The sequence below is a fragment of the Ensifer sp. KUDG1 genome (assembly GCF_050434285.1).
In the GTDB taxonomy this organism is placed as follows: domain Bacteria; phylum Pseudomonadota; class Alphaproteobacteria; order Rhizobiales; family Rhizobiaceae; genus Ensifer.
On record NZ_JBNDIG010000013.1, the window covers coordinates 53,520 to 80,338 of the forward strand.

The window sequence follows — 26,819 nt, forward strand, 5'->3', positions numbered from 1 at the left end:
GGCCATCGGCAGGCGGAAGGCCGGTCGGTGGCCCACCGCACCATCGGTGGCGCGTTTCGCGTTCAGCCGCAGGACGTCATGACATGAGCCAAAAAAACAACCTGCCGGCGGTGTTCCTCACCCCGGCCATGGGGATCCTCGCCGTTCTCGCCCTCGTGCCGACGGCTTATGCGATCTACATTTCCTTCCAGAACCGGGAGCTCAGTCGTCCCGACGGCAATCTTATCGGCTTTGCCAACTACATCGACCTGTTCTCGGATCGGCGCTTCATCAACGCCATCGGCGTCTCTCTTACCTGGGAAGCGGTGACCGTCGGCATGACGCTCCTGATCGCCGTCGGCCTTGGCATCCTGCTGTTCGAATGCGTCTCGCCGCGCACGCGCAATCTGCTGGCGCTTCTGTTTCTGGTGCCGGTCATCCTGCCGCGGGTATCGGCCGCCTTCGTCTGGAAGTTCGCCTTCCATCCGCTCTATGGCATCGCCACCTACCCCTACAAGGCGATTACTGGCCAGCCGCTCGACCTGCTCTCCAATCCGGCGACTGCACTTGCGACCGTCGCGCTGGTCGACGTTTGGCAATGGGGCCTGTTCTTCGCTGTCATCGTTCTGAAACTGCTAGAGACTTTGCCACCGCAGCCGTTCGAGGCCGCAAAACTCGACCATGCTCGGACCTGGGAGATCTATGCCTTCATCGCGCTGCCGATGCTGAAGGCGCCGCTGATCTCGCTTGCCTTCGTCAAGATGATCGAGTCGCTGCGCGCCTTCGACCTGATCTATGTCATGACCCGCGGCGGCCCAGGGATCGCGACCGAAACGCTCGACATGTACGCCTTCTCGCAAGGCTTCATCGAGTCCGGCCGCATCTCCTATGCCTCCAGCATGGCGGTTCTGATGATGATCGCCACCTCGATCGCCTTCACCTTCATCTGGAAGAGGGTTCAGTGATGACCGCTCACACCATTGGCCGTCTCATCGGCCGGCTGATCCTTGGCCTCGCCGCCTTCTCCGCCGTCTTCCCGATGGTCTGGACGACACTCAACGCCTTCAAGAACCGCGTCGATATCGTCACCCCGACACCGCTCTTCATCTTCGAGCCAACGCTCGACAACTTCGCCTATGTGCTCAGTCGCGAAAGCGTCTTTGCCGGCCTCGTCAATTCGCTGCTGATATCGGCCGCCGCGGTGCTGATCGGTGCCGTCCTCGGCCTGCCGGCCGCCTATGCAATCGCGCGCTACCCCAACCGGTGGTCCCGTGACATCCAGTTCTTCGTTCTGTCGCTGCGCTTCCTGCCGCCGGTGGCGATCGCCATTCCACTGATGGTGATCTGGCTCGATTTCGGGTTTTACGACACGCGCCTGTCGATGATCGTCACCTATTCGTTGCTGACGCTCGCGACCATCATCTGGCTGAGCGTCCCGGCCTTTGCGCGGGTGCCGAAGGAAGTCGAGGAGGCTGCCCGCGTCGATGGCTACGGTCCTTATGCGATCTTCTTCCTGATCGCGCTGCCGATTGCCCTTCGGTCGCTGATCGGCGCTGTCGCCTTTGCCTTCGTGCTCGTCTGGAACGAGTTCCTGATCGCGCTGATGCTGACGACGTCGGACGCAAAGACGCTGCCGATCGTCGCCTCGGAGCTGACGCAGCTCGGTCGCGACGTGCCCTGGGGCATCCTCAACGCATCCGTCGTGCTGCTCTCCATCCCGCCGCTGCTCTTCATCGGGGTCTTAAGCGGCATGCTCAACAGCGCCTTCAAGCGCAAGACACAGTAGAAACAAGGAAATCCTTCATGCAAGCGTTGGTCCTCGAGCAACAAGGCAAGCTCGCGCTCCGGGAGATCGATCTCCCGCTCGAACTCGGCCCCGATGACGTCAAGATCGCCATCCACACGGTCGGCGTCTGCGGCAGCGACGTGCACTACTACACCCACGGCGCTATCGGCCCCTATGTGGTGCGCGAGCCGATGGTGCTCGGCCATGAGGCCGCCGGCACCGTCGTCGCGGTCGGCAGCAATGTCGAAACGCTCGACGTCGGCGACCGCGTCTGCATGGAACCGGGTGTTCCGGATCTTTCGTCCCGTGCCTCCAAGCTCGGCATCTACAATGTCGATCCCAAGGTGCGTTTCTGGGCAACCCCGCCGGTCCATGGCGTATTGACGCCTTTCGCCATCCACCCGGCCGCCTTTACCTACAAGCTTCCAGAGAACGTCTCGTTTGCCGAGGGCGCGATGGTCGAGCCCTTCGCCATCGGCATGCAGGCGGCCGCCCGCGCCCGGATCGCACCCGGAGATGTCGCCGCGGTCATCGGCTGCGGGCCGATCGGCATCATGGTGGCGCTTGCGGCCCTTGCCGGCGGCTGCAGCCGCGTCTTCATCTCCGATTTCAGCGCCGAGAAACTGGCCATCGCAGCACAATATCCGGGCATCACCCCGGTCAACATCGCCGAACAAGCCTTTGCCGACGTGGTCGCTGCCGAGACCGGTGGCTGGGGCGCCGATGTCGTCTTCGAAGCAAGCGGCAGCGCCAAGGCCTTTTCGAGGATTTTCGATCTGGTGCGCCCCGGCGGTGCCGTGGTGCTGGTGGGGCTGCCGGTCGAAGCCGTCCAGTTCGACGTACCGGGCGCGATCTCCAAGGAGGTCCGCATCGAGACCGTGTTTCGCTACGCCAACATTTTCGACCGAGCCCTGCAATTGATCGCGTCCGGCAAGGTCGACCTGAAGCCGCTGATCACCGAAACCTTTCGTTTCGAAGACAGCATCAAGGCGTTCGAGCGCGCTGCTTCTGCCCGGCCGACGGATATCAAGCTGCAGATCCGCATGGACAGTGGGAAGGATTGAGCCATGGCGAACATCGTCTGCTCCAACGTCGATAAGCAATACGGCGCCGTTGATGTCATCAAGGATTTCAACCTCGATGTCGCCGATCATGAATTCATCGTGTTTCTCGGTCCATCCGGCTGCGGCAAGTCCACGCTGCTGCGCATGATTGCCGGCCTTGAGGATATCTCCGGCGGCATCGTCTCGATCGGCGGGCGGGCGGTCAACGACCTGCCGCCTCGCGACCGCGGGGTCGCCATGGTCTTCCAGAACTATGCGCTCTACCCACACATGACGATCTACGACAATATCGCTTTCGGGCTAAAGCGCATGAAGGTACCGAAGGCGGAGATCGATACGCGCATTCGCGCTGTATCGGCAACGCTTGGGCTGGTGCCCTATCTCTCCCGCAAGCCGACCGAACTTTCGGGTGGACAGCAGCAGCGTGTGGCCATCGCCCGCGCCATGATCAAGACGCCGCGCGTCTTCCTGTTCGACGAGCCGCTCTCCAATCTCGACGCGAAGCTGCGCAATCACATGCGGGTCGAGATCGCCCGGCTGCACCAGAAGCTGAAGACCACGACGATCTATGTGACCCACGACCAGTTGGAGGCGATGACACTTGCCGACCGGATCGTCCTGATGAAGGGTGGCGCGATCGAGCAGGTCGGAACGCCCGCCGAGATATACGAACGCCCGCGCACGCTCTTCGTCGCCGGCTTTATCGGCACACCCAACATGAATTTCATCGACGTGACGGCCGAAAAGACCGAAGGCGGCTGGCTGTTGCGCAGTGCGGGCGGCAGCTTCGCGATCTCGGACGACAGGTTCACGCTTCGCCATGGCCAGACGCTAGTGCTGGGCATACGTCCCGCCGACCTGGCGCCGGCGGAAAGCGGGCTCAATCGTATCGAGGGCATCGCCGACCTAGTCGAGTTTCATGGCAACGACGCGCTCGTGACCTTCCTGTTTGCCGGCAAGGAAATCGGCGCACTGGTCAAGGCCAGCGGCTGCCCCAGGCCGGGGGAAACCGTATCCTTCGCAATCGAGCCAGACGGCTTGCACCTGTTTGACCGGGAGAGCGGTCTCTCGGTGCTGAACAGGTGAGCGGCAAGCAACAGCCCTGCCCCGGCAGGACTGTTTGCCGTCACGCCGCGTTGGTGAATGAGGCGGCCGGAAGCGGCCCGGCGGTCATCATCGTAAAATCGAAGGGCGCGCGGACGTCGGCATCGAGCACGTATTGGCGATGCACACGCAGGAAGTCGCGCTTGATCCGGCCATAGCGCTCCGGCGACAGCATGTGCTTCAGCCGGATGAAGACGATGGGCGGCTGCGGAGCATCGTCGTGTCCGGCAAGCGCCACCACCTTGCACCTGTAGAAATTGATCGCATCCGTCAGGCACTGTACGTCGAACCAGAAGATATCCTTCACCCGGGCGATGGCGCCGACACGCGCGCGCAACACTTCGGCCGAGCGCAACAGAGCACATTGCAGGATCGCGCCGCCGAGCGTGACGAAGACGACACGTTTCCCGGCAAAGAGGTCCGGCTCCCGCTCCACCAGCGTACCGATCACCTGGGTGGCTATGCTGGAGCCCATGCTGTGGGAGCTGATGACATATTCGTCGGCCGGCTCGCTGAGCGCTGCTCTGACGGATGCCAGATTGTCTTCAACCCATTGCTTGAAATAGGGTTTTTCCAGTCGCGCGACGGCAACCGCCAGCTCCCAGTCGGAAAAGAGATGCAGGGTGTGCCACCGCTCCGACCAGGGGAGAAACAGCTTGAAAAAGGCGAGATAGGCGACGATCACGCTTAGGACGAGAAGTGACGATTCAAGCGCAAGCCAATAGGGCGCGGTGCCGATCAACACGCTCCCCGCCACGCCGATTGCCACCAGCAGGAACGGAAAGAGAAAGAACAGGCCGAACCGCCAGGCATGCCGGAAGTAGCCGAGCGCACCGCCTTCCCAGACGACGCGCAGGGCGCTCAGGTAGCCCGCGACCATTCTATGCAGCGTGCCCCGGCCGTTCAGGCGTCTGACGATTTCGTCGTGATCGAAGATGTAGACGCGGCTGGCCGTCTGCCAGTCCGCACCCTGGCTGTCCACGTCGAAATAGCGGCCGGGTCCCTCGCTTTGCACCTGCCCGACCTGCACATCGAAATCCTGGAGTCTCGCGGTCTTGACCGCCGATCGCTTGTAGCGCGCCTGATGCTTGCCGGCATCCAGCGGCTCGAAGCCGGGAAAATGCAGCACGATGCGTTTCTTGACGTGCCCGGTCGATTTGTCGTGTGACAAGTGTTGATCTTTCAATAGGCGCAAAACGCCCGCCCCCGAGCCTCCGAAGAGGCGCAGGAGCGGGCGCTCGATGAGCGCCGGGTGGTCCCAGCCTGCCGGAGACGTCAACGATCTCGGTGTCGAGAATATGGCAAATGAAACGATGCAACGGTGTGCATGACAATTTCGATCGCAGGCCCCGCCTGACGACCTGGCTCACGCCCCAGACCGCCGCTCGGTAGGAAACGTTCGGCCGCGACCGCCAAGCGACGCCGCAAGGAGCCCGACTTTGGTCTTAAGGAAATCCGACGATTGTCCGGCCGTCGCCGGGGAAAGGTCTGGGAAAGCGTAAACGGCGCGGACGCGCGTTGACTGGCCATGCCGGCCATGAGCAAAGTCGAGAATGCCGGTATCCGCCGGAATGTACCCAACTATGCGTCTTGCCCAGTGCCAGAGGACTGAAATGCCCAGTTGCCGGATTTTTCTTGCTGCATTCTTCTGGCCCGCGGTCCTGTTGGTGACGACCCTTCCCTACAAGTTCGATCTGACCCGCGCGGGGCTCTCGATCACCGAGACGGCCGCCCTTGCCAAAAACGGCAACAATGGCGGCGGCAACGGTGGCGGGAATGGTGGCAACGGTGGCGGCAATAGCGGTGGAAACGGGAACGGCGGCGGCAATAATGGCAATGGCAATGGCAATGGCGGTGGCAACGGCAATGGAAACGGGAATTCCAACGAAAACCGTTCCGGCGGGAACTCCAAGGCCTCCCGCTCCAGTGAAGACGCCGACGACGAGGGCGAGGGCGAAGCCGGTATCCGCCACAAGGGCGGCATAACCGAGCAGGTCAGGAAGGGGCGCTACATCATGAAAGATGCCCGCGGACGGACGATCATCAACAGGCGCGCGACATCAGCCGACAAGCAGCGCATGCAGACATTCGCGCACTAGCACGCCTATGATCCGCGCCGGTGCGGCGGCGGTTTCCGTCGGTCCCGGCAGCTAAAGCTCGCGCGCGTCGCGCAGAACCATCGCCGCTTCGGTGCGGTTGGCGACCCCCAGCTTCGTCATGATCTGCGTCATGTGATGCTTCACGGTCTTTTCCTGCAGGTCCAGTTCGATGGCGACATGCTTGTTGCTCATGCCGGCCGCCACCAGTTGCAGGACCTCTTTTTCGCGCGGCGTCAGGCCTGCGACCAGGCTGGATTTTCCGGGCTGAGCCGGCGCTTTCGTCGACAAAAGCTTGGCCGACAGGGTCGGCGCCACGTAGCGCTCGCCCGAAGCGACAGTGCGAATGACCTCGGCGAGTGCCGATGCGCCGACGCCCTTCAGCACATAGCCGGTCGCACCGCGATCGAGCGCCGTGGTCACGTCGTCTCCGTCCTCGGATACCGTGAGCATGATGATCTTCTGCGCCGGAGCGACCTCCAGGATCGCCGGTATGGCGTCCAGCCCGCCGCCGGGCATCGAGATATCCATGAGCATCACGTCCGGTCCAAAGCTTTGCGCGATCTCGGTCGCGTCGTCCTTCGAGCTGCCCTCGGCGACGATCTCAAACCCCTCGATCTCCGACAGGCTCCGGGTCACGCCTTCACGAAACAGCGGGTGGTCGTCGACCACGGCAACGCGTATCCTTGACGTCATGATTGTCAGATCTCCTTGACGCTGGTCGTCATGCGAACGGTGGTCCCGGTCGGCTCGACGATGAGCTCGAACGTTCCGCCGAGACTTTCGATCCGCTCGCGCAGACCGGCAAGACCAAGACTTGTGGGCGGAACTTTGTCGGGGTCAAATCCCGGCCCGCCATCGGCGACCTCAATGGTGACACGGTCGCCGACCGTCCGCTGCGACACCTGCTGCCTCACGCCGCCGGCGTGCCGATAGCCGTTGTTGAGGGCTTCCTGCACGAAGCGGTAGATGCAGATCTTTGCCGCCTGCGACAGGCGGTCCGGCGGATCGGCAAGGATGAGTTCGACCGCCGACCCGGTGCGTTGCTGATGGGCCTTCACGCATCGCTGCAGGATCTCTGCCAGCCCGGCCGTCTCGATCTGCGGCAGAACCAGGCCGCCACAGATCGTGCGGATTTCCTGCATCGCCTCGTCGAGGCTCGCCTTGATCGCGCCGATTTCGCGCGCACGGGTAGCCGCCGGCGTCGTGTCGCGCTTCAGGGTCTCGCTGCCCAGTCTCAGCGAAGCATAGGCGACGAGCTGGGCGGGGCCATCGTGCAGATCCGCGCCGATGCGCCTCAAATAGCTTTCGTTCAGGGCCGTGGCGCGCTGCGACGCGCGCTGCAGCCGGCCGCGCAACGTTTCGTTCTGCGCCAGCGATGCCGAAAGCTCGTCGACGCGCTGGGCGAGCGCATGCCGCTGGCTTTCGATCGTCTTGCTGCCGCGAAGCACGATCGCCGACAGCACGACGAAGAAGGCAAGGGTGAAGGCTGCGACCGCCAACCATGTGTGAGCGCGGGCCTGATTGAGGCTTTGCTCGAAATCATTGGCGACTTCGTGAAATTCCGAGACGGCGACCACCTGGCCGGACCAGGGCTGCAGCACGGGATTGTAGATGGCCAGCGCCGGCACCGCCGCCGTCTCGTCCGTGGTTCCATCCCCTGCCTGGTCAAAGCGGGCGACCATCTTTCCCGAAAATGCCGTCTGAAGTTCCTCGCTTGGCTCCACCTTGGCGCCGACGCCCGCCTGGTCGCTCGAATAGAGAAGCGTGCCATCCGCACGCCACAGGCGGAACGAGAGGAGGCGTTCACCGAGCGCCCCCTGGCCAAGCGTCTCGTCCAGCGCACGGGCGACCGTTTCGTCGAGCACCTCGTTCGTCTGCATGTCGGGCAGCAATGGTGCGATCACGCTATCGACGTAAAGCGCCGTCGTTGCGGCCGAATTCCGGGTCACCGCGTCTTCGATCCTGTTCGAAACGAAGGCGCCGACCAGAACCATCGCGCAAGCGGCAACCGCGCCTCCGATCAGCAGAAACTGCGTGGCTAGAGATTGAGAATTCCAGCGGGTGATAAGGTGTTGGACGTGCACCAGGTCTCTCGGATCGGGCCGCCGGCTCGCGCGGCGCGCCGATTGTAGCAAGGCCGCGCCAACCTAACCACTCTCGCGGCAGGGTCAATGACAACGCCGGCTCCCCTCACTGCCTTCGGACCTTTGATGCCGCGGAATAGGACCTAAGTCCTAGGCACGGAGGCAATGGTCTGGGGCCGATGGCAGCTTCTCCGGGGCGCGGATATCGTCACTTGCAGCAAGGGTGTTCGCTGAGTCCGAAAAGGAACGGAGAACAACGGATTGGAAACATGGAGATTATCATGCCTGCGAAACTGATCGCCCGCAGCATCGTAGCACTGACACTGGCCGTCGCCCCGATGGCTGCCGCGCCCCTGGGCCTGATCGATTCAGCCTACGCCAAAGGCGGCAATGGCGGCGGCGGCGGTGGAGGTAACGGTGGCGGCAATGGTGGTGGCGGCGGTAGCAGTGGTAGCAGCAGCAGTCACGGTAGCAGTTCCAGTCGTAGCAGTTCCAGTCACGGCAAATCGGACAATTCCCGCGCAAGCAAGGGAACGAAAGGCGAGCGGTCGACTGAAAAGTCGCACCACAAATCCGAGACGTCCGGCAGCAAATCCAAGACGGCCAAATCGGTAAGGGTTGAAAAAGCCGCCAAGTCGGTCGCAATCGTATCGGACCCGGTGGTCGAACCGGTGACGCCGGGAGCGACGCCCGGCTTCCGTTCGCTCAATCGCAACTACCACGCCTATCTCAATTCGAATGACCCGAAGATGGCCGCCATTTCCGCCTATGCGGTCGCCTATGCACATTTCGAGGCCGAAAACGGCGTCGACGCCATCCCCGCGGATCCAGCACTGAGTGACGAGGCATTGCGCGAGGCTTTGGCCAGCTTCACCCGAGACGGCGTGGTAAGCGACGATATGGTCGACGAAGCCAAGGGGATTCTCGGCGTCGGCCCGGCCAACGGCAAGATCGACGAAATCCGCGAAACGCTGCCGCCGCCAACGGTGGTTGTCGTCGAGCCCGAGCCGGAAATTGCCCAATAGCCAGGAGTGAGCCGCCGGCCCATCCCTGGTGAGCCGGCGGTTGCAGCCGGACCCGCGTCCAAGCCAATGGAGTTTAAATGCTTGATCGTGTTGTGGAAATTTTCGACCACGCAGCAAAAGAAGGGCGCGTCGGGTTTTCACTTCAACACGTCAATGCCGTCGCCGATGTCGGCACCGTACTCTATTCGGAGTGTCTGGGAAGGATCATCCGGCCGGACGGAGAGGTCATGACCGCCAGCGAGTTCGTACGCTATCTGGAGGCGGCCGGGCGCATCGCGGCGCTGGACAGGCACATGCTCACGCTTGCCTTCGACTGGTTGGCGCATCATCCCTCTGGTGACCTCGGCTGCAACATCTCAGTCGAGAGCATCTGTGACGAGCGCAACCGGACGCTCCTTCTCGATCTGCTGTCGACCCATCGGCGGCTGGCATCGCGCATCGTACTCGAACTCGCCGAAAGCCTACCGATCTCGGCGCTTCCGACGGCCGCACGCTTCGTGCGGAGCGTGCGTGACCTTGGCTATCGGGTCGCCGTCGATGACTTCGGAACGGGTTTTTCGACACCGGAAGCACTTTTGTCCCTGCCGGTCGATATCGTGAAGATCGACGGTTTCTTCCTGCGGCTTGGACGCCCCGACGCGGAGCGGTTCCTCCTGCACATGGTAGGCCTGGCTTCCTGCGTCGCCCCCGTCGTCGTGGTCGAAGGCGTTGAAACCTATGCGCAATTCGAGGCCGCGCAAGGCGCCGGCGCAACGCATGTGCAAGGGTTCCTGCTCTCCGAGCCGACGCTTAGCCCGTTGTTTGGCGGTGAGATACACCCAGCGCATAGCGCAATGCTTTGCTAGTGTGCCGCCAAGTCAAGCAGCGCACAACCCACCTCCCTTTATGCTTTCCTGATCTTTCCGTCCCGCCTTCCCAAGCGAAATCCTACGCCGATCCGCGCGATAGAAGCAGGTGGCGGCAATGAGCCGATAGGTCGTTTTGCCCCAGGTTAGCTGCCATGCTGGCGCCGCTTTTGAATGGCTTGAGACGTGCCGCGCCGCAACCCGGTGCCGCTGCATTCACCTTTCCTGCGACCGGCCGGATTTTCCGTTGGCGGCATGCCGCCCGGCTCCGGACGCGAGCAGAACAACGCAGACGCTTGCCGGCACCGGCTTTGCCGGATCCGAAAGCGTCTCAGACGAGCAAGATTATGAAATTCACAAACGGGTTCAAACTCTCCCGCAGAGCCAGCCGACGCCTGCCAACGGAATATTTCATGCTGGCGGGTGTCGCGTTCGAAGGCGCCGTCATCGGGTCTCTGGGCGGTTGCCCGATACAGGAGGCCGTGCGCGACGGAGATGGCCTGCTCTACCGCTTCGTTGGCGTCGCACCGCGCCTGGCGGGCGGCGGCTTTGACGTTCTGGCACTTCGCACGGGCGAATGGATCGTCAAGCCGGGCCTGGTTTACGCAGCGGATCCCAAGGCCACGAAAGCCGGTGACGCAGACCGCGCTGCCTAGGAAGCAAGCAGCGCTTTATCGGTCGAAGCGATATCCGTTGCGCGGTCGCCAGCTTCGTCGGGGCGGCTTTCGCGAGCTTCGCCGCGGCCCTGCAATGCCCCTGTAATCTTGGCGCTTTAGCTCCCGGTCAGTCGTCGCATCGATCCGGATCGCAGTCGGTTCGGACAGGCGGCACGTCAACGACAACTGCTGGCTTCGCGCGTCCCGTGGACGACTGGCGCTGCAGGAAAACCGGGATCCGCCATGCTCTCCACAAAGGGGTTTCGCACCCTCGCCTGCTTCGCCGCCGCCGCCGTCCTACTGGCCGGCTGTGCTTCCGATACGATGAAGACCTATATCGGCCAGCCGGTCGAATCCGTCATCATCGACTATGGCCCACCCACCAACATTCTCGAACTCGGCTGGAACGAGCGCGCCTATCAATGGCGCAAGATCTCGACGAATGTCGTCTCCGGCTCGTCGAGCGGCGAAATCAGGGACACCCGCCGCGGAATGCGCTACGAGGAGTATTCGACACCGGGTTATGTCGAGGAGCAGGAGTGCTTCTATAGCTTTTACGCCCGGATGCAGCAGGGCCGCTGGTACATCACCAACTTCCGCCAGCCGAAGCTGGAATGCGAATGACGCCGCGGGCAAGTGACGTGACGGATCGGCGCCCCGCATAGGTGCGGGCACAGGGGGGAAACTCGCATGCGCATCTTGCTGCTGGAAGACGAGCCGGAGATGGCCTCGGCCCTCAAGGCTGCCCTGGCGCGGCGCCAGGTGATCGTCGATCATGTCTCGACGCTCGCCGACGCCGAGGCCGTTGCCGAGCTCTGGCCCTATGACGTGGTCGTGCTCGACCGGCGGGTGCCCGATGGCGAGGGGCTGGATCTCATCCCGAAGCTCAGAAGCCTCGGCGTCGAGGCGCCGATCCTGATGCTGACCGCGCTCGGATCGATCAACGACCGGGTCAGCGGTCTCGATGCCGGCGCCGACGATTACCTTTCCAAGCCCTTTGCCGTCGAGGAACTGATGGCGCGACTGCGCGCGCTTGCCCGCCGGCCGGTCACGCTCAAATCGGAGCAAACGAAAGTCGGGCGGCTCATCTACGACTTCCGCCACCGGGAGGCTGCCGTGGACGACAAGCCGCTCGACCTCCTGCGCCGGGAACGGCTTGCGCTCGAAGCGCTGATGCGTCGGCCCGGCCGAACCGTGCTCAGGGCGACGCTTGAGGAATCGGTCTACGCCATGGAAGACGAGATCGAATCCAACGCGCTCGACTCCCATCTTTCGCGCCTGCGCCGCAAGCTCGACGATGTCGGCGCCGGCGTCGAAATCCGGGCGATCCGCAACCTCGGCTATCTCCTGCGCGCGACGACATGATCAAGGTTCGTCCGCGCTCGCTGCAATGGGTCCTCGTCCGTCGGCTTATCCTCCTGCAGGCAGCCACGTTGGTCGTCTTCATCGGGCTCCTCTTCCTGGGCGTGTTCATCGCCCAGCCACGCCTCCTCGTCGACAACGAAGCCGCTGTGGATGTGCTCGACCGCGCCGTCGGGCGCGACGCGAACGGCCTGCTGACCGTGCACGAGACGGAGGACCTGCGGGAGCTTCGCCAGTCCTATCCCAATCTCTGGTACATCGTCCGCGACGCCGCCGGCCAGGTCGTGCGCTACGGAAACGTCCCTGCCCCCTATGAGGGAGCCGGTGACGACCTGCTGCAACGGGTGGAGGGAGCGAAACTGCTTTTCGAAGAGGGCGGCACGCTGCCGGACGCGGTCCTCCACAATGTCGAGACAGAAGCCGGCCGGGTCCAGATCCTCACCGCAACCGTTTCTTCCCGCCGCGACAACGAACCGTTGGACGTGCAGATCAGCATCAATGTCGACATGGCGCGCGACCTCGACGGCAAGACGGCCTGGATGGAGGTCATGCCGACACTTGTCCTCGTCGTGCTTTGCTTCCTTTTGCCGATCATCCTGGTGATGGGTGTCTCCACCCTGCTGACAACGCCGGCCGTCGTGCGCCGTTCGCTCGCAAGCCTCGTTTCGACCGCCGACCAGGCGGGGCGCATCGACATCGACAACCGCGCTGTGCAGCTCGAAACCGAGGAGATGCCGACCGAAATCGCCCCTCTGGTGCGGGCCTTCAACCGGGCCCTGGCGCGGCTTGGAGAGGGATACGACCAGCGCAACCGTTTCCTGACCGACGCGGCCCACGAGTTGCGCACCCCGATCGCGATCCTGCGAACCCGCGCCGAGCTTCTGCAGGAAGACGCCGAAACGACGCGCCTCAGGCTCGACATCGAACGCCTGTCGCATCTCGCCCAGCAGCTTCTCGACCGGCAAGTCCTCGAACATGCCGGCGGCCCGCTCGAAGCGGTCGATCTCGTCGCTCTCGGGAGGGTCATGGCTGCCGACTTCGCGCCGCTTGCGTTCGAAGCCGGCTACGAGCTGGCATTCGAAGGCGAAGCGCCGGCCGCCCTGGTCCGCGCCCGCCCGCGGCAGATCGAGCAGGCCGTGGCCAATCTCCTGCGCAACGCCATCGAACATGGCGGCGGTGCCGGCACGATCACCGTGCTGGTCGATGCCGCCGGCGGGCTCGAAATCCATGACGAAGGTGCCGGCATTCCGGTGGAGGAACGCGAGCGCGTCTTCGAACCTTTCTATCGCTTGCGCCCGCGCTCCACCGGCGCCGGCCTCGGGCTCAATCTCGCGCGGGAGATCGCTCGGCTCCACGGCGGCCGTATCGACATTCTCTCCGGTCCATGGCGCGGCGCGCGGGTGCGCCTGCAATTGCCGCTGATGGACGGAAATCGGTCTGCGGCCGCGCCGGCACGTCCAATCGTCTGACGGAAGCGGGCGGCATGCCGCCCAGATTTCTCAAAAGCTTTTCCGGTTGCCCCTTATCAAGGCGGTGCCGATGCTCCACATTTGCTGCGATACATCGTTCGGCTTACGCGGCGTCACCCGTTTGAGCGCCATGGAGAACAGCAATGCAGACCCCATCTGAGGCCCCCTCGCCTTCACCCGAGGATGGCAGCTGGCCGGCTCGACGCCAAAGCGTGCTCGACTGGCTGATCATCGAAACGCGCAACGAGCGCTTCATCGACAACATCCTCGTCGAGTTGGGCGAACGGCTGCAGGCAGCCGGTGTTCCCGTCGCGCGCGCCACCTTGCACTTCCGCATCAACCATCCGCAATGGCTGGGCGCCCGCATCCTCTGGCGCAAGGGACTGGCCGAGGGCGAAATCGATCTCTACGACTATGGCACCCAGAACACCGCTCTCTATCTCAACAGCCCCCTCTACGTGATCAACAACGGGGGCGCCGAGGTTCGGACCAACCTTGAGGACCTGATGGAAGAGCAGGAGCAGAGCTCGCTCTATGTTGACCTGAGAGCCGAAGGCCTGACCGAATACATCGCCTGGCCGCTCGAGCACACGCTCGGGAAACGCCACATCGTTACCTTTGCCACCGACCGGAAGGGCGGCTTCGAAGACGAGCATCTGGCCTTTCTCGCGAAAATGGTGCCGGCGCTGGCGCTGGTCAGTGAAATCAGACTGAAGAACCGCTTCGTCCGAACGCTGCTCGAAACCTATGTCGGCCCGCACGCGAGCGAACAGATCCTTGCCGGGGCCACGACACGGGGCAGCGGCGTCACCGTCGGCGCCGCCATCCTCATCTGCGACCTGCGCAATTTCACCAAGCTTTCCGATCTCTGGCCGCGCGACGACGTGATCGAACTGCTCAACGCCTATTTCGACGCCATGTCGGAACCGATCGAGCGCCATGGCGGCGAAATCCTCAAATTCATGGGTGACGGGCTGCTGGCGATCTTTCCGTTGAGCAATCCCGACGCCGCAGAGAACCTGCTCCAAGCCATCCGGGAGGCGGAAGCGGCAATCGTCCTGCTCAACCAGGACAACCTCGCCAAGGGCCGCGAGCCGCTCGGCTACGGGATCGGCGTGCATGTCGGCGACGTGATGTACGGCAACATCGGCTCGCGCCGCCGGCTCGACTTCACGGTCATCGGACCCGCCGTCAACATCGCTTCGAGGCTTGAAAGCCTGACCAAGGAAACCAAGCGCCCGGTGCTGCTGTCGCGCGCCTTCGTCGAGCTCGCCGGTTGCGCCTCCAGCATGGAACATCTCGGCGCCTACCCCGTCAGGGGCATCGGCGAACCGATCGAGGTCTTCGCTTTTTCCGGCAACGAACCATCGCCGAGGCTGCGCGTCGCCGCGGGATAGCTGGCGCTATTGCTACCCCGGCCTCACGAGTTGTCCGCGGACAACCGGTGAGGCCGGTTAGCCGATCGGGCTCGGCGCGAATTGAGCAACGAGTTCGTGGCGGTCGCCGGGATAGGTGAGCCTTACATGCGTGACCGGCGCCCGTCCGCTCCAGGTGCGCCGCTCGATGACGAGGCAGGCGGTGCCGGTGGCGATGTCGAGCGCCTGCGCCGCCGATTTGCTGGCCGCAACAGCGCGAATGCGGTGTTCGGCCGTGCTCCACGGCACCTTGCCGAGCAGCCACGAACCGGGCGCTGCAGTCTCGAACGTTTCCTCTTCCGCCTCCGGAACCGCAGAAAGGCTGATCAACCGCTCCTCGAAGCAAAAGGGACGTGAGCCGGCAAAATGCCGGCACGTTACGTCCAGCAGCTTGCCAGAGTTCGGGAGATCCAGGCGTTCCCGATCCCGGCCTTCGACCTTGCGCACTTTTCGCTCATCGACGCGGAAGCTGTAATCGAGCCCCAGCGACTGGACTTCTAGTTTGACGTCGTGGATCTCCATGACGGCGGACTGGACCTGCGGGAATGTAACGTAGCTTCCCGACTTGCGCCGCCGCTCGATCAGCCCGCGCTTGACGAGTTCCGTCAGGGCCTTGTTCACCGTCATGCGCGAGCAGTCGTATTGCTCGGTCAGTTCGTGCTCGAACGGGATGCGGTGTCCGGGCGGCCATTCCCCGGAAAGGATGCGCCCTTCGACGTCACCGAGTATGCGCTGATGCAGCGACAGCACCTGCCCCTGATTGTCGGCCGTATCCCCAGGCGGAGCACTTGAAACGGATCGATCTTGCTTGGTGTCCATGACAGCGAACTTAATCAATTCACGGCCACGAAACAGCCCTTCTCTCACCGATTTGCGCTTTTCCACGACCGCGGAAATCGACTTGCTCGTTGACAGCTGTCAACGGCTTGACCGGCGCAGTCTGGCGCCACGCCGGCGCTCCTCAGTAAAGGAGGTGCCAAGGGGTCAGGAAAGCACGCGCCCATTCCTGATTACGATCGGACTCTTCGCACGTCCCCGTGTCGAGCGTCGTGGAAGCGACATCCACTTCCGGCTGTCGCTTTGCCTTCATCGCCTTCGGCAAAGGCGGGGGCGGCTCGAGATAGCCAAGGGTCATTCCGCCGAGATAGAACATCAGGAAGCTCCGTGCATCCAATCGCCAACTGAACACAATCCTGACACAATCAGATCGGCTGTCAATAGTCTATTAAATCTATGCTCTAATTGAAGATACACCCGCATCCCCGAACAGGAGTTGTCCGCGGACAACCGGATTGCGCCGTGGGCCCCCTTCCCGCCACCAGGGCCGGACATCCGCCAAAACGCTATGCATTTGTAAAACCGCGCCGAATCGGAGCATAGTGCATCTGCGCATATTGTCCGGATATGACGATTTTTGCGCAGTTTTCGGGGATATCAATGTTGCAGCAAAAAATTCAAAGCCAGGACGCACAGGAGCATCTGCCGACGCTTCTGGCTGCCGACGCTTTGGAGCTTGCCCATCAGCTGCAGCAGCACCAAAAGAAAATCTTCCCCCCGCAGGCACAAAAGCAGATGCGTCTCTTCAGTCCTGCCGAAGCCGCAGCCTTCATCGGAATCGGCGAAGGCTATCTGCGGCAGGTGGCCTCAGAGGGCCACGGCCCAGCGCCCTTGTCAAACGGTCGGCGCATGTATGCCGTTTCCGACATCGAACGCATTCGCCGCGTTCTCGACGACGGCGGCAAGTCGGGCAAATATGTCCCGCACCGGCGCGGCGATGAAAAGCTGCAGGTCCTGTCTGTGATGAATTTCAAGGGCGGGTCGGCAAAGACGACGACCTCCGCCCACCTCGCCCAATATCTGGCGCTTCGCGGCTATAGAACGCTCGCGATCGACCTCGATCCGCAGGCCTCGCTATCGGCCCTCTTCGGCCACCAGCCGGAGCTGGATGTCGGCGAAGGCGAGACGCTCTATGGCGCAATCCGCTATGACGCCCCGCGGCCGATCGCCGATATCGTGCGGTCGACCTACACAGCCAATCTGCATCTCATTCCCGGCAATCTCGAACTCATGGAATTCGAGCACGAGACGCCGAAGGCGATGATGACGGGCGGGGCTGCCGAAACCCTTTTCTTTGCCCGTATCGGCGACGTGCTCGCCGATATCGAGAGCTTCTACGACATCGTCGTCATCGACTGCCCGCCGCAGCTCGGCTTCCTCACCATGTCGGCGCTCTGTGCTGCGACCTCCGTGCTGATCACCGTGCATCCGCAGATGCTCGACGTCATGTCGATGTCGCAGTTCCTGTCGATGACGAGCGAGCTGATGAGCGTCGTCGAAAAGGCCGGTGGCCGCACCAGCTATGACTGGATGCGCTATCTCGGAACACGGTTCGAGCCCAACGACGGCCCGCAAAGCCAGATGACCGGTTTCATGCGCGCCATTTTCGGCAATCGCATGCTGCAGAACGCCATGGTGAAGTCGACAGCCATCTCCGACGCCGGCGTGACGAAGCAAACGCTCTACGAAGTCGAGCGCGCGCAGTTTGTCCGCGGCACCTACGACCGCGCCATGGACTCTCTCAATCTCGTCAACGGCGAGATTGAGGACCTGGTCCGCAAGGTCTGGGGGAGGAAGTAATCCATGGCCCGCAAGAACTTGATCGGAATATCGGACGAGCGCATCGACGATGCCAACGGCGCACGGGGCAATGACCGCCCGATCGCCGGGCTGATGGCCGGAGCCCGCCCCCCGACCGCGGTCGGAGGCATCACCCGGTCCCTGTCGAACATCACGCAGAAAGTCGAGCGTGCCCAGGAGCTCGAGCGGCAGCTCGCCGAAGGGCAAGCGGTCGTCGAACTCGATCCGTCGCTCATCGATGCATCCTTCATCGTCGATCGCCTCGGGATCGCCGCCGAAGCCCAATCGAGCCTCGCCGAACAGATGCGGGAGCACGGACAACAGGTGCCTATCCTGGTTCGGCCGCACCCGACCGCCGAGGGGCGCTACCAGGTCGCCTATGGCCATCGCCGTCTGGCTGCTGCCCGCGACATCGGCAGCAGTGTTCGTGCGGTCGTTCGCAATCTCAATGACGAGCAACTGGTCGTCTCCCAGGGACAGGAAAACAACACCCGTTCCGACCTCTCCTTCATCGAGCGGTCGCTCTTTGGCAGTCGCCTTGAAGATCGCGGGTTTTCGCGCGAGATCATCATGTCGGCGCTGGGTGTCGACAAAGCCGCCCTGTCGAAGATGATTTCGGTTGTTCGCCGGCTACCGATTGCGCTGATCGAGGCTATCGGGCCCGCACCATCGATTGGACGGCGCCGCTGGTTCGAACTCGCTGACCTCGTCGCGCAAGACGGCAAGCTGGGGGCCGCAGACGCCTTCATGCAAAACCGAGAATTCCAGAAGGCTGGCAGCGATCAGCGCTTCGACGCCTTGTGTACTTTCTTAAGCGCCTCCAGATCGCGTGCCCGTCCGATCCCATGGCTGGCGCCAGATAACACAACCCCGGTGCGGATCCGTGAAACGGACAGCGAGACAACGCTTGCCTTCAGCAGCAAGACGGCACCGGGCTTTGCAGATTTCGTGAGGCAGAGGCTCAAATCTCTGTACCTCGAATATCAAGAGGAAACAGGAGACTAACTGAGCAAAAGAAAAAGGCTTCCGAACGACTAGCGCTGCGGAAACCCTTCTCTCGTGTAGCAACTAGAGAATCCCATTTCCGCGAATCGGTGTCAAGAGTTTTCAACGTCGTTTCGGCGAACGGATTTCTTTTGCCTTGGAAAAGGTGAAGAAAATGGATCGTGGGATTGTCACGACGCCCTTCGGGCGGCGGTCGATGACGCTTGGGATGTTGGCACACCAACTTTCCAGCGCCTCGGCCGTCGACGACGGGAGCGTCGACAAGTGGAAATTGTTTCGAACGGTATGTGCCGCCAAGACAAGCCTTGGGGTTTCCGACCGTTCGCTCGCGGTGCTGAATGCACTGCTGTCGTTTTATCCGAAGACCGAACTCGACCCGGCTGCCGGCCTCGTCGTGTTTCCGTCGAATGCGCAGCTTTCGCTCCGCACGCACGGCATGGCCGAAACGACGCTGAGGCGGCATCTGACGGCTCTTGTCGAGGCTGGCCTTATCCTCAGGCGCGACAGCCCAAACGGAAAGCGTTATGCACGCCGTGACCGCAAGGGCGCGATCGGCCAGGCCTTTGGCTTCGATCTCGCACCGATGCTCGCACGCGCGTCTGAGTTCGCGGCAGAGGCCGCCCGGCTGGAAGCGGACCGTCGATACCTGCAGGTAATGCGCGAACGTCTCAGCCTTTGCCGGCGCGACGTCGTCAAGCTTGTCGAGCTCCTGCGCCAGTCCGATGTTCCCCAAGCGGAAGAAGCCGAAACCCGGTGCCAGACCATCTACACGGCACTGTCGCGCAAGCCGCTCATCACCGAAGTGGAGCGCGCGCTTGCCGTTTTGTCGGCACTCCGCGACAATCTGACTAATTATCTGGAAAACCTGCTGAAAACGCAGAATACGGCTGCCAATGAACGCCAAGATGAGCGGCACATACAGAATTCAGAATCCGATTATCAATCTGAATCTGAAATCGCTTGTGAAAAGGCTGAAGCGGCATTTTCGGATCTGGCTGACACCAAGAGGTCATGCACGGCCGATGCCGACATTGTTGCAGGCCGTAAAAGGTCGTCCGCTCCTTCCCGCCTTCACGATCACGTCGGCACGCTGCCGGTGGTGCTGAAGGCATGCCCACAGATCCGCGACTATGGCCCGACGGGGCAAATTGGCAGCTGGCGGGACATGTTCGTAGCGGCAACCGTCGTCAGGACGATGCTCGGGGTCAGCCCGGAGGCCTACGATGAGGCATGCGCGGTGCTTGGTCCCGAAACGACGGCAACGGTACTCGCCTGCCTTCTCGAACGGTCCGAGCACATTCATTCGGCCGGAGGCTACCTCCGTGACCTGACGCGTCGCGCGAGAAGCCAGACATTCACCGTCTCGGCGATGCTATCGGCCCGCTTGCGAGCCCAGGCTGGAGTGGTTGCCATGAGCGGATGAACAGCAAAGCGGCATGGGCCGTTCAGCAACGGTGTGGCTTGTCTGTGACGGTGAAATGCGGGACACTGGAGCTGCAGGGATTCGTTGACATCTCTCGGTTATTCTTACCTCTGAGATCGTTTTCAGCCTCTCGCCATTCCTCAGAAAACATTGCTGTTTCTCTTTCTTTTGGAAAGGAAGAGGGCGTTTTGTTCCGTTGCGCGGATATGCCGTCCAAGGGTTGAGTTTTCTTGATCTCGAGGCGAAGGATTGAACCTCTTCGGCGATCCTTACTACAGCCAGATCTAGCGGCAGAATCCAAACTGTTTAGGTGGCAAATGAGCGGGCTGTTGCCAGCTGTCAACAGGTTGACGGTTTGGAGCTGCGCCCCCTCCCCTCAAAACGCTGAGCCGCGAAAGGCAACGTACGGCGTACAAGCTTCAGACAGGCGGATCCCGTTGCCGCGTGATTGCGAAACACGAGCATGACCGGAGGAGACAGCGAGTATGGTACGCGAAGAACGAGGAGACCAACGCTGTTGACAGCTGTCAACGCAATGCACCACGACAAGCCAATTCCCATCCGAATACCGATGCTCCCGCCGTCGAGCTACCGCAATCAGTTGGCGCAGCTTGCCGTCTTCAAGCGGTGGAGAAAGCGTCTCCTGCCTGTTGGGGGAAACCATTCTCGTGTTACGGTCCACATCCGCAGCAACCGTTTACATTCAAAATGCGATACCAGTCTCCCGATCCCTACCATTCAACCCTCATCCCGCTGATGATTTCGGCCGAAGATGCCTTGGCGCGCCTGGATGAGCGCACCAACCGTCATGTCGTCGAGGACGGATACCGCGAACGCGGCCATTTCTTCGATGCGACGGCAGCGCTGTGGGTGGCGGGCGAACTCGTTCACGTCGAGGATCTTGTGCTGCACGATGCCCACATGGACGTCCGTACGCCGACCCACGAATTGACCATCGCCCACTCGGTCCTGAGAACCCGCCGACGCATTTGGCTCGGCGAGCCTGGTTGGGCCCTTTCCGCCCCGGGGCTTGCAACGCTCAGGGGCGAACAGAGCGCGTCATCGGAGCTTGATGCTCTCGCGCTTGGCCGCGGCGAAACGCGTCAGGCAGCAGGTGTCGACCGTGAACCGGCGCGCGAGGTTGAGGACGAAGGCGACAGCAATCCGATGGCAGCCGAGTTCGCAGCGATCGATGCGGCTATCGCTCGCTCGCAACGCCTGCTCGACGCCCATGACCAGGATGCTTTGGACGTCGCCGAACGGACGACGCTTGCCACAGCGCGCGAGCCGGTGGGACAGCTCGGCCTGCTCTTCGACGAGGATTGGGACGAGGATGCACGTCTCGACGAATGGCGTCAGATGATAGCTGCGGCTGATCAGTTGCCACCCTGTCTTGGCGCCGCCTTGCTTTTCGATGCCTGGGACCGGAAGGAACCCCTGCGTCGTCAGCATTGGCTGGGGGCACTGTTGGTCGGCGCTTACCTGCGCTCCAGAGGCAAGGTCACCTCCCACCTGCTATCGTTCAACACAGGGCTTAAGACCATCCGCTATGAGCGACGGAGGTCCCAGGATGGCGTGACCCGTTGGAGCGCGTTCCTGGAGGCGATGACGGTGGCGGCGGATCTCGGTCTCAAGGAACTCGACCGGCTGTCGCTCGCGAAGACCCAGATGGACATGCGCATCCGCGATCGTCGTTCCAACAGCAGCCTGCCCGCCTTGATCGACCTGGTTCTGTCGCGGCCGATCGTTTCGGCGGCTCTGGTCGCCAAGCATGTCGGCGTAACACCGCGTGGCGCGCTGAACCTTGTTCGCGAGCTTGGCATCCGCGAGATGACCGGCCGCGGGCGCTACCGCGGCTGGGGCGTGCTTTGAGCCGGCGTCAGGCCTGAAAGCTTGATGCCGGGATGGGTGGCGTCAGCCCATCGTGATCAGGATCAGCAGAACGAAGATTACCGGCACCAGTGTCAGGGCCGGAATGATGATTGCCGGGTATCCGAAGGTGAGGATGGCGAGCAGCCAGAGCAGCGCACAGTTGACGAGAAACAGCACCTTGGCGGTCTGTGAACCTTGCACGGCTTCCTTCAGCATCCAGCCGAACACCGGCACGTGGTAGACAAGTCTCGCAATCATGGTTTTTCCTTTGCGTAGGTGGCCGCATTGGGGGGACAGGCGGCGCGGGTTTTATTCAGGGGCGTGTCGTGTCGCCGGTCCGTTGGCGGGTGAAACCAGCGGTCGCTTCGAGGCGTTCGGGATCAAGGACGCGCATTGTCTTCGGGTGGCTGAAGTCGATCAGGCCTTCGCGCTTGAAGCGATTGAGACAGCGGCTCACCGTTTCGACGGTAAGACCGAGCCAGTCCGCAAGGTCGGCGCGGGTCAGGTGCAGGTGGAAGCTCAACCGGGCAGGGGCGCCGTTGCGGCCGGTCCGGTTGAACAGGCGCGACAGTTCCACCAATGCACTGGCGACTTTCTCGCTGGCGGTCTTGCGGCCAAGCAGCGTGGCATGAATCTGCATCCGATGAAGCGTCGTCTTCAGCTCGCTCGCAACGGCCGGATTGGTTGCGTTGAGATCCGCATCACCCAAGGGTTCGATACGGGCGATGCTCAGCGTTTCGGCGGTGGCGATGTTGCGGCCGTCGATGGTGAAGCCGAAGAGCCGGCCCGGTCCGAGCACGTCGGTGATCTGTCGGCGACCATCGTCGAGGAGTTGCGAAAGCACGACGCAGCCGTCAACGACACGGTAGAGCGCGCGGTTGCGCCCGCCCTCATAGAGCAGGGTCAGGTTTTCGCCGACGACACGGCTGCGCGATGCCGGGCGAGGCGGCCTTATCGAGGACGCGCGGGGAGGAGCCGCTGGCGCGGCAGTGGTGATCAGGGTTTCTGGCATGAAAAACGTCCGCATAACCGAGGCAAGGGGGCGTGACGCCCCGATGCCGACCGGCGTCGAAGGAGGATGTTGACAGCTGTCAACGGAGGTCAAAGCCGGATGACGACCTGCGGTGGGCCTCGTGGACGGGCATTGGGAGCGTGAACTTGCGGCGTCGGTTGAACTGCCGACACCCGGATTGCAGGCGTGCGGCTTCCCTCCAGACGTTCGCTGAGAGAACCGTCCGGCGGCGCCAGCAGCGCCCAGAAGAACCGACAGGCGCTGCAGACATGTTTATGACCGGGCTGCTCCTTGCCGTCATCACCCAAACCGGTCTGGCAAAAGTCGGGCAAGGATCCGTCGGGCAGGGCATAAAGCGCCAGTTCCGCCGCCGGCAGGCGCGCGGCGAGCGCAGGGCCGAGATGGGCAAAACCAAGCAGGAACAGAGCCGCGGCGCAAAGCATGCGCACGGCATTGTTCCATCTGGCTTTCTCGCGACGTGTCATCGCCCCGGCTCGTTCCTGTTTCTATGGGGCAGAGATAGGCGACCGGCTTGATAAAGCTCAATGTGGCAAACCGCGCAGGGGCAGAATGCCGCAGGCAGCAAAACGCCGCGCATCCGATTGGAGGCGCGGCGATTAAAGTATTGAATTATATAACTATTGTCGCAAAATTGGCGGGCAGGATCAATCCTCCTCGACAAAGACCTCCTGGCGCTTGGCCTTCACGCTGGGCAGGAACACGACGACGAGCACCAGAGCCGCAATCAGAAGCAGGATGGCGCTGATCGGCCGGGTGACGAAGGTCGTCGGGTCGCCGCGCGACAGGATCATGGCCCGACGAAGGTTTTCTTCGAGCAGTGGGCCGAGCACGAAGCCGAGCAGCAGCGGCGCCGGTTCGCAGCGCAGCTTCAGCAGCAGGTAGCCGACCAGGCCGAAGAAGGCGACAGCATAGAGGTCGTAGACGTTGGAGTTGACGCTGTAGACCCCGATCGAGCAGAAGGCCATGATGATCGGGAACAAGACGTAGTAGGGGATCTTGAGCAGCTTCACCCAAAGCCCGATCAACGGAAGGTTCAGAACCACCAGCATCAGGTTGCCGATCCACATCGAGGCGATGATACCCCAGAAGAGGGCCGGCTGCTCGGTGGCAACGTTCGGTCCGGGCACGATGCCCTGGATGATCATCGCACCGATCATCAGCGCCATGACCGGGTTGGCGGGGATGCCGAGGGTCAGGAGCGGAATGAACGACGTCTGCGCGCCGGCGTTGTTGGCGCTTTCCGGACCGGCAACGCCGGCGATGGCGCCGTGGCCGAACTCCTCGGGATGGTCCGAGACGCGTTTCTCCACGGTGTAGGACGCAAAGGCGGCGAGGATCGCGCCGCCGCCGGGCAGGATGCCGAGCGCCGAGCCGATGATGGTACCGCGCACGACGGGCGCGAACATGCGCTTGAAATCGTCCTTGGTCGGCATCAGGTCCGTGACCTTGGCCATCAGCACCTCGCGGGTGCTTTCGTTTTCAAGGTTGCGCAGGATCTCGGCGATCCCGAAGACGCCGACGGCGAGGGCCACGAAGTTCAGTCCGTCGGCATATTCCCGGATGCCGAGGGTAAAGCGCGGCGTGCCGGAGTAGATATCCGTGCCGACAAGCCCAAGCAAAAGGCCGAGGGCGACCATGGCCAGCGCCTTGACGATCGACCCGTGCGCGAGCGCGATCGACGAGACGAGACCGACGATCATCAGCGAAAAGTACTCGGCGGCGCCGAACTGCAGCGCGATTTCCGTCAGTGGTGGTGCGAAGACCGCGACCAGGAACGTGGAGACGGTGCCGGCGAAGAATGAGCCAAGGGCTGCGATCGCAAGGGCCGCGCCCGCTCGCCCTTTGCGGGCCATCTGGTAGCCGTCGATCGCAGTGACGGCCGACGAGGATTCGCCCGGCATGTTGATCAGGATTGCCGTGGTCGAACCGCCATATTGCGCGCCGTAGTAGATACCGGCGAGCATGATCAGCGAGGAAACCGGCTCGAGCTGGAAGGTGATCGGCAGGAGCATGGCGATGGTTGCGGTGGCGCCGATGCCGGGAAGCACGCCGATCAGGGTGCCGAGAAGCACGCCGATCAGGCAGAAGAGCAGGTTGGCGGGCGAACCGGCGGTCACAAAGCCGAGCGCGAGATTGTTGAAAAGTTCCATTGCGCGTCTCCTAGAACTGGACCCAGGGGCCGAAGCGCTGGAAGGGCAGGCCGAGACCATAGCTGAACACGGCGACGGAGAAGGCCGTGAGCACTGCGGAGAGCGCCAAAGCCATGAGCGGGGTCATGCGGCCAGAGGCAAAGCAGGCAATGAGTGCCGTGAAGAACAGCGACGGCACGAAGCCGAGGCCGCGGACCGTGAGGCCGAAGAAGACCGGTGCCGGCAAGATGAAGAGCATGCCACGCAGCGCGATCGCGCCGATCGGTTCCCCCTGGACGCGGGTGGACTGTACGAGGATCACGATGCCAAGCAGCGTCAGGATGATCGCGAGCACGAGCGGGAAATAGCCGGGCCCCATGCGGAAGGCCGTGCCGAGCTCGAGGTTGAAGGCCTGCCAGGCGAAGAACAGGCCGACCGCGGTCAGGATCCCGCCGCAGAGCGCATTGGTGCTATCGAAGGAGAGTGATTTCATCGTGTCCCCATTTGTTTTCGCAGGGTAGCCGGGCCGAGGCGTCGACGGCCTCCCGCATTGGCATAGCCGGCTCGCGCCGGGTTCGCACATTGGGCAATGCTGTGTTGACAGCTGTCAACCAGTGTTGACGGACATCCGCCGGATGCCCATGTCAGAACCGCCGCGCCCCGAGATGGCTCGAGAGCGCGGCGCGATGAGCGACGGATTAGTCGGCGTACTGGCCGGCGGCTTCGATGACCGGCTTCCAGCGGGCGATTTCGCCTTCGAGCTTGGTCTTCAGTGCGGCCGGCGTGGCATCGGCGTCCGAAGACGGCTCGGTGCCGAGTTCGCCGAAGCGGGCAACCACGTTCGGATCCTTGAGCGCGACCTGCAGCGACTTCGACAGGCGCTCGGTCACTTCAGCCGGTGTACCCTTCGGCGCGTAGACGCCGTGCCAGATGCCGACCTGCAGGTTCGGCAGGCCACCTTCGGTGGTCGTCGGCAGGTCCGGGAAGACCTTGAGGCGTTCCGGCGAGGTGACGGCGTAAGCCTTGATCGTGCCGCCCTGGATCTGCTTGGTGGTGTTGGTCGTCTGGTCGCACATGATATCGACCTGGCCGCCGAGAAGGTCGGTCATCGCCGGGCCGGTGCCCTTGTAGGGAACGGTGGTCAGCGGCGTTTCGATGGCGCTCATGAACATCATGCCGCAAAGGTGCGAGGCGGCGCCGATGCCGGCGTTGGCGACGGTAACCGTATCCTTGTTCGCCTTTACATATTCGACGAGACCCTTGAGGTCGGTCGGCTCGAGGTCCTTGCGGGCAACGATCGTCATCGGCACCTCGGTGACGAGGCCGACATATTCGAAGGCGTTCAGCGTGTCATAGGCGAGCTTGCGGTAGAGCGTTGCGCTGGTCGCCATGCCGATGTGGTGGAGCAGAACGGTATAGCCGTCCGGATCGGCCTGGGCGACGCGACCTGCGCCAAGCGTGCCGCCGGCGCCGCCAACGTTCTCGACGATGATCTGCTGGCCGAGATCCTTCGACATGGATTCGGCAACCAGACGCGCAACCGTATCCGTCGGGCCACCGGCGGAGAAGGGCACGACCATGGTGATCGAACGCTCGGGATAGGTCTGTGCGTTGGCGGAAACGGCAAAAATAGAAAGGGCGGCGACGGCGCCGAGCAATGCATTGAGGGTTTTCATCTTCTTCCTCCCGGATGAAATATGGCCAGCCGGCAAGGTTTCCTCCCACGCCGGTACTGGGTGCCCCCATTTGCAGACGCAATCCGGATGCAGACAACGGCCTGTCCCGGCGATCAGACGCATTTGTCGGGAGGCGGCAGGGACTTTGGGTGGATT

Annotated in this window: 27 protein-coding genes; 16 read left to right on the forward strand and 11 right to left on the reverse strand. The window is 62.7% G+C overall.

Annotated elements, in window-relative coordinates; all coding sequences use genetic code 11:
• Nucleotides 1–83 precede the first annotated feature (83 nt).
• Genes M2267_RS26825 through M2267_RS26840 form a run of 4 tightly spaced genes read left to right on the forward strand, consistent with a single transcriptional unit; the run spans nt 84 to nt 3,915 of the window.
• Nucleotides 84–944: a carbohydrate ABC transporter permease gene (locus M2267_RS26825; protein WP_429118803.1), complete on the forward strand. Its 861-nt coding sequence runs from the start codon at nt 84–86 to the stop codon at nt 942–944.
• Nucleotides 944–1,765, forward strand: coding sequence for a carbohydrate ABC transporter permease (locus M2267_RS26830; protein WP_043612250.1), 822 nt, complete (start codon nt 944–946; stop codon nt 1,763–1,765). Before M2267_RS26825 ends, M2267_RS26830 begins: the two co-directional genes overlap by 1 nt.
• Nucleotides 1,766–1,782: 17 nt before the next feature.
• Nucleotides 1,783–2,829: an NAD(P)-dependent alcohol dehydrogenase gene (locus M2267_RS26835; RefSeq protein WP_429118806.1), complete on the forward strand. Its 1,047-nt coding sequence runs from the start codon at nt 1,783–1,785 to the stop codon at nt 2,827–2,829.
• 3 nt (nt 2,830–2,832) lie between these two features.
• On the forward strand, nt 2,833–3,915 hold the full coding sequence (locus M2267_RS26840; RefSeq protein ID WP_429118808.1) for an ABC transporter ATP-binding protein: 1,083 nt from the start codon (nt 2,833–2,835) through the stop codon (nt 3,913–3,915).
• A gap of 40 nt (nt 3,916–3,955) precedes the next feature.
• On the opposite strand, the gene M2267_RS26845 is transcribed toward M2267_RS26840, so the two are convergent.
• Complete coding sequence (locus M2267_RS26845; protein ID WP_429118810.1) at nt 3,956–5,104, reverse strand: hypothetical protein; 1,149 nt, start codon at nt 5,102–5,104, stop codon at nt 3,956–3,958.
• A 442-nt stretch (nt 5,105–5,546) separates the two neighbouring features.
• Between M2267_RS26845 and M2267_RS26850 the strand changes: the two genes are divergently transcribed.
• Nucleotides 5,547–6,032, forward strand: a complete 486-nt coding sequence (locus M2267_RS26850) for a hypothetical protein (protein ID WP_429119017.1) — start codon at nt 5,547–5,549, stop codon at nt 6,030–6,032.
• A 51-nt stretch (nt 6,033–6,083) separates the two neighbouring features.
• Here M2267_RS26850 and M2267_RS26855 read toward each other — a convergent pair whose 3' ends face one another.
• Together M2267_RS26855 and M2267_RS26860 are read right to left on the reverse strand one after the other, a co-directional pair.
• On the reverse strand, nt 6,084–6,725 hold the full coding sequence (locus M2267_RS26855; RefSeq protein ID WP_429118813.1) for a response regulator: 642 nt from the start codon (nt 6,723–6,725) through the stop codon (nt 6,084–6,086).
• A 5-nt stretch (nt 6,726–6,730) separates the two neighbouring features.
• Complete coding sequence (locus M2267_RS26860; RefSeq protein WP_429118815.1) at nt 6,731–7,981, reverse strand: sensor histidine kinase; 1,251 nt, start codon at nt 7,979–7,981, stop codon at nt 6,731–6,733.
• A gap of 416 nt (nt 7,982–8,397) precedes the next feature.
• Between M2267_RS26860 and M2267_RS26865 the strand changes: the two genes are divergently transcribed.
• The 7 genes from M2267_RS26865 (at nt 8,398) to M2267_RS26895 (ending at nt 14,870) form a co-directional block, all read left to right on the forward strand.
• A complete protein-coding gene (locus M2267_RS26865; RefSeq protein ID WP_429118818.1) occupies nt 8,398–9,141 on the forward strand; it encodes a hypothetical protein in 744 nt (247 codons plus the stop codon).
• A 77-nt stretch (nt 9,142–9,218) separates the two neighbouring features.
• Nucleotides 9,219–9,986, forward strand: a complete 768-nt coding sequence (locus M2267_RS26870; protein WP_043612268.1) for an EAL domain-containing protein — start codon at nt 9,219–9,221, stop codon at nt 9,984–9,986.
• Between the two features lie 413 nt (nt 9,987–10,399).
• Nucleotides 10,400–10,642, forward strand: a complete 243-nt coding sequence (locus M2267_RS26875) for a hypothetical protein (protein WP_429118822.1) — start codon at nt 10,400–10,402, stop codon at nt 10,640–10,642.
• 243 nt (nt 10,643–10,885) lie between these two features.
• Nucleotides 10,886–11,266 carry a hypothetical protein gene (locus tag M2267_RS26880; protein WP_429118824.1) on the forward strand — a complete coding sequence of 127 codons (381 nt, stop codon included), beginning with the start codon at nt 10,886–10,888 and terminating at the stop codon, nt 11,264–11,266.
• 66 nt (nt 11,267–11,332) lie between these two features.
• Nucleotides 11,333–12,007, forward strand: a complete 675-nt coding sequence (locus M2267_RS26885; RefSeq protein ID WP_034787757.1) for a response regulator transcription factor — start codon at nt 11,333–11,335, stop codon at nt 12,005–12,007.
• The gene (locus M2267_RS26890; protein ID WP_429118827.1) at nt 12,004–13,473 is read left to right on the forward strand and encodes a sensor histidine kinase; all 1,470 of its coding nucleotides are present in this window, start codon (nt 12,004–12,006) and stop codon (nt 13,471–13,473) included. The genes M2267_RS26885 and M2267_RS26890 overlap by 4 nt, the downstream gene beginning before the upstream one ends.
• A gap of 143 nt (nt 13,474–13,616) precedes the next feature.
• Entirely contained in the window at nt 13,617–14,870 is a 1,254-nt protein-coding gene (locus M2267_RS26895; RefSeq protein ID WP_429118830.1) for an adenylate/guanylate cyclase domain-containing protein, read from the forward strand.
• A 57-nt stretch (nt 14,871–14,927) separates the two neighbouring features.
• On the opposite strand, the gene hutC is transcribed toward M2267_RS26895, so the two are convergent.
• Both hutC and M2267_RS26905 read right to left on the reverse strand, forming a co-directional pair.
• Nucleotides 14,928–15,707, reverse strand: a complete 780-nt coding sequence (gene hutC, locus M2267_RS26900) for a histidine utilization repressor (RefSeq protein ID WP_052201741.1) — start codon at nt 15,705–15,707, stop codon at nt 14,928–14,930.
• A 142-nt stretch (nt 15,708–15,849) separates the two neighbouring features.
• Nucleotides 15,850–16,041: a hypothetical protein gene (locus tag M2267_RS26905; protein ID WP_429118833.1), complete on the reverse strand. Its 192-nt coding sequence runs from the start codon at nt 16,039–16,041 to the stop codon at nt 15,850–15,852.
• A gap of 287 nt (nt 16,042–16,328) precedes the next feature.
• On the opposite strand from M2267_RS26905, the gene repA reads away from it, so the two are divergent.
• From repA to M2267_RS26925, 4 genes are all read left to right on the forward strand, one after another.
• Nucleotides 16,329–17,525 carry a plasmid partitioning protein RepA gene (gene repA, locus M2267_RS26910; RefSeq protein WP_043615379.1) on the forward strand — a complete coding sequence of 399 codons (1,197 nt, stop codon included), beginning with the start codon at nt 16,329–16,331 and terminating at the stop codon, nt 17,523–17,525.
• Between the two features lie 3 nt (nt 17,526–17,528).
• Nucleotides 17,529–18,530, forward strand: a complete 1,002-nt coding sequence (repB, locus tag M2267_RS26915; RefSeq protein ID WP_429118836.1) for a plasmid partitioning protein RepB — start codon at nt 17,529–17,531, stop codon at nt 18,528–18,530.
• Between the two features lie 154 nt (nt 18,531–18,684).
• Nucleotides 18,685–19,953 (forward strand): plasmid replication protein RepC, encoded by a 1,269-nt coding sequence (repC, locus tag M2267_RS26920; protein WP_429119019.1) that lies wholly within the window; start codon nt 18,685–18,687, stop codon nt 19,951–19,953.
• A gap of 708 nt (nt 19,954–20,661) precedes the next feature.
• Complete coding sequence (locus M2267_RS26925) at nt 20,662–21,825, forward strand: RHE_PE00001 family protein (protein ID WP_429118839.1); 1,164 nt, start codon at nt 20,662–20,664, stop codon at nt 21,823–21,825.
• A 42-nt stretch (nt 21,826–21,867) separates the two neighbouring features.
• Here the strand turns inward: M2267_RS26925 and M2267_RS26930 are convergent, their stop codons facing one another.
• The 6 genes from M2267_RS26930 to M2267_RS26955 form a co-directional block, all read right to left on the reverse strand.
• Complete coding sequence (locus tag M2267_RS26930; RefSeq protein ID WP_043615210.1) at nt 21,868–22,083, reverse strand: hypothetical protein; 216 nt, start codon at nt 22,081–22,083, stop codon at nt 21,868–21,870.
• A 55-nt stretch (nt 22,084–22,138) separates the two neighbouring features.
• Complete coding sequence (locus tag M2267_RS26935; protein WP_429118842.1) at nt 22,139–22,837, reverse strand: helix-turn-helix domain-containing protein; 699 nt, start codon at nt 22,835–22,837, stop codon at nt 22,139–22,141.
• An 89-nt stretch (nt 22,838–22,926) separates the two neighbouring features.
• Nucleotides 22,927–23,322: a hypothetical protein gene (locus tag M2267_RS26940; protein ID WP_429118844.1), complete on the reverse strand. Its 396-nt coding sequence runs from the start codon at nt 23,320–23,322 to the stop codon at nt 22,927–22,929.
• Between the two features lie 180 nt (nt 23,323–23,502).
• Nucleotides 23,503–25,008, reverse strand: coding sequence for a tripartite tricarboxylate transporter permease (locus tag M2267_RS26945; RefSeq protein WP_402324654.1), 1,506 nt, complete (start codon nt 25,006–25,008; stop codon nt 23,503–23,505).
• Nucleotides 25,009–25,018: 10 nt separating this feature from the next.
• The gene (locus tag M2267_RS26950; protein WP_043615217.1) at nt 25,019–25,480 is read right to left on the reverse strand and encodes a tripartite tricarboxylate transporter TctB family protein; all 462 of its coding nucleotides are present in this window, start codon (nt 25,478–25,480) and stop codon (nt 25,019–25,021) included.
• Between the two features lie 205 nt (nt 25,481–25,685).
• Nucleotides 25,686–26,663, reverse strand: coding sequence for a tripartite tricarboxylate transporter substrate-binding protein (locus tag M2267_RS26955; RefSeq protein ID WP_034787709.1), 978 nt, complete (start codon nt 26,661–26,663; stop codon nt 25,686–25,688).
• Between the last annotated feature and the right edge of the window lie 156 nt (nt 26,664–26,819).

Excerpts from the sequence above, each read along its gene's own strand:
- M2267_RS26825 (WP_429118803.1), top strand. The coding sequence starts at position 84 with ATGAGCCAAAAAAACAACCTGCCGGCGGTGTTCCTCACCCCGGCCATG.
- M2267_RS26830 (WP_043612250.1), top strand. The coding sequence starts at position 944 with ATGACCGCTCACACCATTGGCCGTCTCATCGGCCGGCTGATCCTTGGC.
- M2267_RS26835 (WP_429118806.1), top strand. The coding sequence starts at position 1,783 with ATGCAAGCGTTGGTCCTCGAGCAACAAGGCAAGCTCGCGCTCCGGGAG.
- M2267_RS26840 (WP_429118808.1), top strand. The coding sequence starts at position 2,833 with ATGGCGAACATCGTCTGCTCCAACGTCGATAAGCAATACGGCGCCGTT.
- M2267_RS26850 (WP_429119017.1), top strand. The coding sequence starts at position 5,547 with ATGCCCAGTTGCCGGATTTTTCTTGCTGCATTCTTCTGGCCCGCGGTC.
- M2267_RS26855 (WP_429118813.1), bottom strand. The coding sequence starts at position 6,725 with ATGACGTCAAGGATACGCGTTGCCGTGGTCGACGACCACCCGCTGTTT.
- M2267_RS26865 (WP_429118818.1), top strand. The coding sequence starts at position 8,398 with ATGCCTGCGAAACTGATCGCCCGCAGCATCGTAGCACTGACACTGGCC.
- M2267_RS26870 (WP_043612268.1), top strand. The coding sequence starts at position 9,219 with ATGCTTGATCGTGTTGTGGAAATTTTCGACCACGCAGCAAAAGAAGGG.
- M2267_RS26875 (WP_429118822.1), top strand. The coding sequence starts at position 10,400 with ATGCTGGCGGGTGTCGCGTTCGAAGGCGCCGTCATCGGGTCTCTGGGC.
- M2267_RS26880 (WP_429118824.1), top strand. The coding sequence starts at position 10,886 with ATGCTCTCCACAAAGGGGTTTCGCACCCTCGCCTGCTTCGCCGCCGCC.
- M2267_RS26885 (WP_034787757.1), top strand. The coding sequence starts at position 11,333 with ATGCGCATCTTGCTGCTGGAAGACGAGCCGGAGATGGCCTCGGCCCTC.
- M2267_RS26890 (WP_429118827.1), top strand. The coding sequence starts at position 12,004 with ATGATCAAGGTTCGTCCGCGCTCGCTGCAATGGGTCCTCGTCCGTCGG.
- M2267_RS26895 (WP_429118830.1), top strand. The coding sequence starts at position 13,617 with ATGCAGACCCCATCTGAGGCCCCCTCGCCTTCACCCGAGGATGGCAGC.
- hutC (WP_052201741.1), bottom strand. The coding sequence starts at position 15,707 with ATGGACACCAAGCAAGATCGATCCGTTTCAAGTGCTCCGCCTGGGGAT.
- M2267_RS26905 (WP_429118833.1), bottom strand. The coding sequence starts at position 16,041 with ATGTTCTATCTCGGCGGAATGACCCTTGGCTATCTCGAGCCGCCCCCG.
- repB (WP_429118836.1), top strand. The coding sequence starts at position 17,529 with ATGGCCCGCAAGAACTTGATCGGAATATCGGACGAGCGCATCGACGAT.
- repC (WP_429119019.1), top strand. The coding sequence starts at position 18,685 with ATGGATCGTGGGATTGTCACGACGCCCTTCGGGCGGCGGTCGATGACG.
- M2267_RS26925 (WP_429118839.1), top strand. The coding sequence starts at position 20,662 with ATGCGATACCAGTCTCCCGATCCCTACCATTCAACCCTCATCCCGCTG.
- M2267_RS26930 (WP_043615210.1), bottom strand. The coding sequence starts at position 22,083 with ATGATTGCGAGACTTGTCTACCACGTGCCGGTGTTCGGCTGGATGCTG.
- M2267_RS26935 (WP_429118842.1), bottom strand. The coding sequence starts at position 22,837 with ATGCCAGAAACCCTGATCACCACTGCCGCGCCAGCGGCTCCTCCCCGC.
- M2267_RS26940 (WP_429118844.1), bottom strand. The coding sequence starts at position 23,322 with ATGACACGTCGCGAGAAAGCCAGATGGAACAATGCCGTGCGCATGCTT.
- M2267_RS26945 (WP_402324654.1), bottom strand. The coding sequence starts at position 25,008 with ATGGAACTTTTCAACAATCTCGCGCTCGGCTTTGTGACCGCCGGTTCG.
- M2267_RS26950 (WP_043615217.1), bottom strand. The coding sequence starts at position 25,480 with ATGAAATCACTCTCCTTCGATAGCACCAATGCGCTCTGCGGCGGGATC.
- M2267_RS26955 (WP_034787709.1), bottom strand. The coding sequence starts at position 26,663 with ATGAAAACCCTCAATGCATTGCTCGGCGCCGTCGCCGCCCTTTCTATT.